The organism is Halomonas sp. GXIMD04776 (assembly GCF_049808615.1).
GTDB lineage: Bacteria > Pseudomonadota > Gammaproteobacteria > Pseudomonadales > Halomonadaceae > Modicisalibacter.
Genome location: NZ_JBNCAN010000049.1, coordinates 1 through 4,637, shown reverse-complemented (window position 1 = coordinate 4,637; position 4,637 = coordinate 1). Strand labels below are relative to the sequence as shown.

Genomic DNA, 4,637 nt, shown 5'->3' with positions numbered 1-4,637 from the left:
CTTTGACTTTGAACTCAGTGCTGTACTGCTGAGTTTTCTTCCCCGTGATCATCTCCGGCATCGGTGTTCTCCTGTTGCGGAGTTATCGATGCGTGTCTACTAGATCGGGGGAAGTCCAGAACGAACTTGATTGACTTGTTAACTGATTCAGATCCAAACGTCGTTCTCTGCCGTTTTACTACCAGCCTCGCCGCCAGTATTCACAACGCCGCGTGGCTCGATAAGCAAAATTTTTGCTTCATTTTCCGCATAAGGCTTGTGTTCGATACCTTTCGGGACAACGTACATTTCGCCCTCCGACAGATTCACAGCCCCATCTCTGAAATCAATTCTCAGACTACCCTCAAGCACGATGAACGTCTCGTCTGTATCCGTGTGGTCATGCCAAACGAATTTCCCCTGGATTTTGACAACCTTGAACTGATAGTCGTTCATTTCGGCGATGACCTTCGGCGACCATTGCTCATCGAAGAGACCAAGCTTGTTTTTGAAATTGATCGCCTGATAGTTCATGTGAACTCCTTTTCAGTAACAGTTAACGCTCGGCTTTACGGCGTGCCGGAGCGCAGCGTAGGCGCGTCCGGCAACAGCCGCTTGTTAACCCCGGAGTTCGAGGTCTTCCCGGATGACCTCGGGATGGCGGAAAGCAATCTCGATGAGCGCTTTTGCTGGCCCAGAGGGTTTACGTCGACCTTGCTCCCATTCCTGCAACGTACGCGCAGAAATATGCAATACCTCAGCAAACTCTATCTGGGTCAGACCCGTTTTACCCCGTGCTTGTGCCACCTCATTAGGTTCTACACGACTGGTTCGTGCGGCTTTGCCCGCTTTCATTTCTTTGACGGACTGGAGTAGCTTGTTGCCAAGCTCCTCAGCACTCAGAGTCTCGTTACTCATTTTCCAATACCTCACGAATCGACTTCAGGATATGAGCGGGTATGTTGCCCCTGACGGCCTTTTTGTAGATCACCAACAACCAGATCTCACCATTTGCCAGCTTGGTGAAGTAAATAACTCGCACCCCACCACGCTTCCCTGAACCCGCTACCGACCAACGAACCTTTCTACACCCTCCGCTACCTGGGATGGGGTCGCCAATTTCTGGACTGGCTGCCAGCCAAGCAAAGAAAGCGCTTCGCTCTTCCTCAGTCCAGATTTTTCTGGCGTCCGCTTCAAATGTAGGGGTTTCGATAATGGTAAGCATGACAACCAATATACGTCATTGACGGAGTTTTGCAAGGTTGGCGCCGAAAAGGATTAACGCCAATGTTCAGCGGCCGGTTTGGAGGCGCACCGCGCCGGAAAACCGGTCCGGTGGAGGCCCGTCAGGGCCGGAACGTACTGCAACTACTTGTTAGGCTTGTCCATATGGCTTGCTGACATCATTAGGAACGCTTAGCTCTTCACAAACCCTGCTTACCGTGTCATGTGCATAAAGCTGCGCATGAATCTGAAGAATTTTCTGATTTTCCAAAGAGGACGCACTACCATAATCATTTACTAAATATGAGCTTGGGTGTATCAATTTAGAATACAGCTTGAATAGCGCTTTGTGCTCTTTTTCTTGCCCAACCTTGTTAGCAAGGTTACCAGTGCTGGCAGGTTGTTTCACGGTTGGGAAACCGTACTTTTCCACAAGATTATTAAGGCGCTCTATTTCGCTCTTCAAAGTATACTGCTCTTTAATATTTTCTGACTCATTAGCAAGCGACAGTATGCCTTCCAACGTTTGGACCTTATCTGTAACTGCTTCAGACTGCCATTTAGCCATTTCATCCTGATGCTCGATCAACGATCTGATCCGAATATTAATTTCGTAAATACTTCGTGTACAAAGCGCCAATACCGAAATGTGAAAATCCAAGGAGGACTTCATCAACTCAAGGTAATCTGATGTAGAAGAGAGCAGATTAACCAGAACTACTCTTTTTTTCAGTTCTATCAACATTCTTGTCAATCCAGCGGATTATGAATCTGGACTTTTTGATAATTTTGTCCACATTCTTTTTCAGCTCGATCTGGTTACTCTCTCGTACGTGGTCTCTCAATCGCTTACTCATGGGTAGAGCTTTTCTCCTCGAGCCTAACGCCGAAGCTCAGTTGCCGCCGGAGCGGCCGACGGCCGCGGAGGGAACCCAAAGCGCGGCAGCGCTTTGGGTGGTCAACTGCAGCGCCTCGTTCGGCGGCGGCTACAGAAGTTGGCTATATATCTACTCAGGTTACCCATCACCCCTGCTCAAGAATCGACAAAGCGCGGCGCTTGAGCGCAAAGGCCAATCCACTTCGAGTCTCTTTTCCAATGCTCCGCCAACTTCCCTAGCCCGTTGCCGGTCAATGAAAGTAGTGCGCTGGGAATAGTACCGAAAAACGGAACCGCCCCTACAGGAATCGCAATATACGATGCCAAGCACCCGGCCGTTTTGAGTCGAGGACAGTTTTTGAACTTGCGTAATGAACGTCGAACTTCGGCTCTAAGTCGCCGCTCAGCGTCTGCGTTACCAACGCTCAGCGCCTCAATCCACGGCTGAAATAGTGAACGGAACGAACGCATTTCCGTTCTATCTCGAAGACGTTGCAATTCGCGCAGATTTTCGGGAACTGGAAATCGAAGCTCTTCGTTCAAAAGAATCTCAATGACGACGCTTACGATTTCACTAGTAGCATCCACGTTAACGCCCTCCCTCGTACCTCCGAAGGATCCATCAATGGCGACGTTAATGCCCGTCTCGGCGACAACACTGTCGGCATCGACCAATTCGTTCAACGTCGAAATGGCGACAAAATCGATTCCAACGCCTTGATAAGGCGCCAAAAGAGAGGGCACCAGCTCTTTTACTTGTTGCGGGAGCATTGCTATCGCAGCTTCTTTAAGCCTTGGTTCACCTAAACGATCGTACATTAGGACATCAAACAACCCAACGTGAGCTAGCTTGCCTCTTGCGACTATTTGGGAGGCGACTAGTGGACGCCAAATTTCAAAGTTCTCTCGTTCAAGCCGCCAAAAGTCTTGAACGCTTCGCACTTCAGAAGCTAGCTTAGAATTTCGCGCTTCGTTGGGGGGGACATGAGCGAATTCGACGATTCCCGAATCTCGAAGCCCTAGCGCACTAAAAACCGAGTGGCCTCTCTTCGCCAACTCTTCCGCCTGCCCAGGTTCTTCATGCTGAATAATTTGCACGGAATCGTGAAACAGAGCTAGTTCACGAACTGCCTGTTGTAGATCTACACTATTTCCGATTCGATACGAAGGCTCCTGCTCCGCTTGTGCATCACCAACTACCGACACCATGCCTGCCGATAGACCATCGACGAAAAGCGCCGATCGGTACGGCTCTAGTAATAACAGGGAACTCATTGCTGCTGACTCCTGTAGAATCGAATAAATAGAGGCGACCATGTGCAAGCTGCCGCCGAACGCGAAGCTAAGCGGCGCCCTGACAAGGGCGTACGGTGGAGGCCAACGGCCGGAACGAACTTAAGCGACTTGTTAAAAAATCCCACCGGCTGCCGCCCCGATAACAGACACTACTGCAGGATGTTCTAAGAGCTTGCGAAGAATGCCTTTAGCCTCTTCCTTCTGCTCGGGCGGAACCTCGGACGACTCGATCTTTTTTACCAAGGCTTCAAAAGAATTGATTATATTTTGGGTGTTATAGTCGCCAACTTGAACTGACTGAGCTCCGTGAATATTAATAGTCTGATTTGGTTTTTTCATATCAGCTTGCCCACCTTTGCGGTATTTGATCTGGTAGTGGGCACCCATTCCAGACACACCCTGCTTATAGAAGGTAGCTTCAGTAATGATGCTACGCTCATCTTTGCCGCTCGGTAGCTTACGTAGTATGACGTCGCCTTCTTCTACGTCAGCTGTCTCATCGAGTAAAAATATGGTCCCGCCAGGAAAGGATGCCTTATATGGGCCTATTACCGAGCCGTCGGTTTTTTCAATCCTTGCATCCTCTTCAAATTTCCTCAGAAGACTCATGCTTTCTCCTTTTTAACGCCACGGCTCACGGGAGAGCGACCGAAGGGAGCGAATCCTGTGCAGCCGATTGTTATGCATTTTTACTAATAATTTCATGTCCGTATGAATTGTCGATAGAACATAGCCAGGTGCCACTGGGTGATTTATTGAATACGTATGTAGCCTTACGTTCGGTGGCCGGAAAACCAGGGCCAGATATTACAGTGTTTGCTAGCACCAAAGCTGTATCTCCTGACTCTAGTATCTCCATACCGTTTTGCTCAACTTGCAACCCGTTTTTGAAATACACAGCTATAGCTTCAAAAGCTTTACGGATTTCACTTTTTCCCATCGCATTCCGACCCGGCTCTATAACTAATACTGCATCATCGGTATAGATATCCATGAGCACATCGAAATCCTCAGCAACGATAGCTTTGTCTGCCCTTTCGATTTGAAGCTGTACGGGATGTTGATTCACTTCCTCATTTCTCCTCTATGCATAACGTCGCGCACAACGGCGCGAGCGAAGCGAGTGTCCGGCGCCGTCAGGCGTGGAGTTCCCCCAATAAAATGGACACGCTCCATCAGCTAATCTCTTCGAACTCTAACGGAGTCCGATAGCCCAGGCCACTGTGCAGCCGTTGGCTGTTATAAAAGCCCTCAATATAGT

7 protein-coding genes are annotated in these 4,637 nt (G+C 49.2%); all 7 read right to left on the bottom strand.

Annotation, left to right across the window (positions count from 1 at the left end; translation table 11 throughout):
• Window positions 1-147: 147 nt before the first annotated feature.
• The gene (locus tag ACPF7Z_RS19220) at window positions 148-513 is read right to left on the bottom strand and encodes a cupin domain-containing protein (protein WP_425194847.1); all 366 of its coding nucleotides are present in this window, start codon (window positions 511-513) and stop codon (window positions 148-150) included.
• An 84-nt stretch (window positions 514-597) separates the two neighbouring features.
• Window positions 598-897, bottom strand: coding sequence for a helix-turn-helix domain-containing protein (locus ACPF7Z_RS19215; RefSeq protein ID WP_425194846.1), 300 nt, complete (start codon window positions 895-897; stop codon window positions 598-600).
• Complete coding sequence (locus ACPF7Z_RS19210; protein ID WP_425194845.1) at window positions 890-1,204, bottom strand: transcriptional regulator; 315 nt, start codon at window positions 1,202-1,204, stop codon at window positions 890-892. The genes ACPF7Z_RS19215 and ACPF7Z_RS19210 overlap by 8 nt, the downstream gene beginning before the upstream one ends.
• A gap of 150 nt (window positions 1,205-1,354) precedes the next feature.
• Window positions 1,355-1,948 (bottom strand): DUF5677 domain-containing protein, encoded by a 594-nt coding sequence (locus tag ACPF7Z_RS19205; RefSeq protein ID WP_425194844.1) that lies wholly within the window; start codon window positions 1,946-1,948, stop codon window positions 1,355-1,357.
• A 288-nt stretch (window positions 1,949-2,236) separates the two neighbouring features.
• Complete coding sequence (locus tag ACPF7Z_RS19200; protein WP_425194843.1) at window positions 2,237-3,355, bottom strand: hypothetical protein; 1,119 nt, start codon at window positions 3,353-3,355, stop codon at window positions 2,237-2,239.
• Between the two features lie 132 nt (window positions 3,356-3,487).
• The gene (locus ACPF7Z_RS19195) at window positions 3,488-3,985 is read right to left on the bottom strand and encodes a hypothetical protein (protein WP_425194842.1); all 498 of its coding nucleotides are present in this window, start codon (window positions 3,983-3,985) and stop codon (window positions 3,488-3,490) included.
• 70 nt (window positions 3,986-4,055) lie between these two features.
• On the bottom strand, window positions 4,056-4,445 hold the full coding sequence (locus ACPF7Z_RS19190; protein ID WP_425194841.1) for a YybH family protein: 390 nt from the start codon (window positions 4,443-4,445) through the stop codon (window positions 4,056-4,058).
• Window positions 4,446-4,637: the final 192 nt, after the last annotated feature.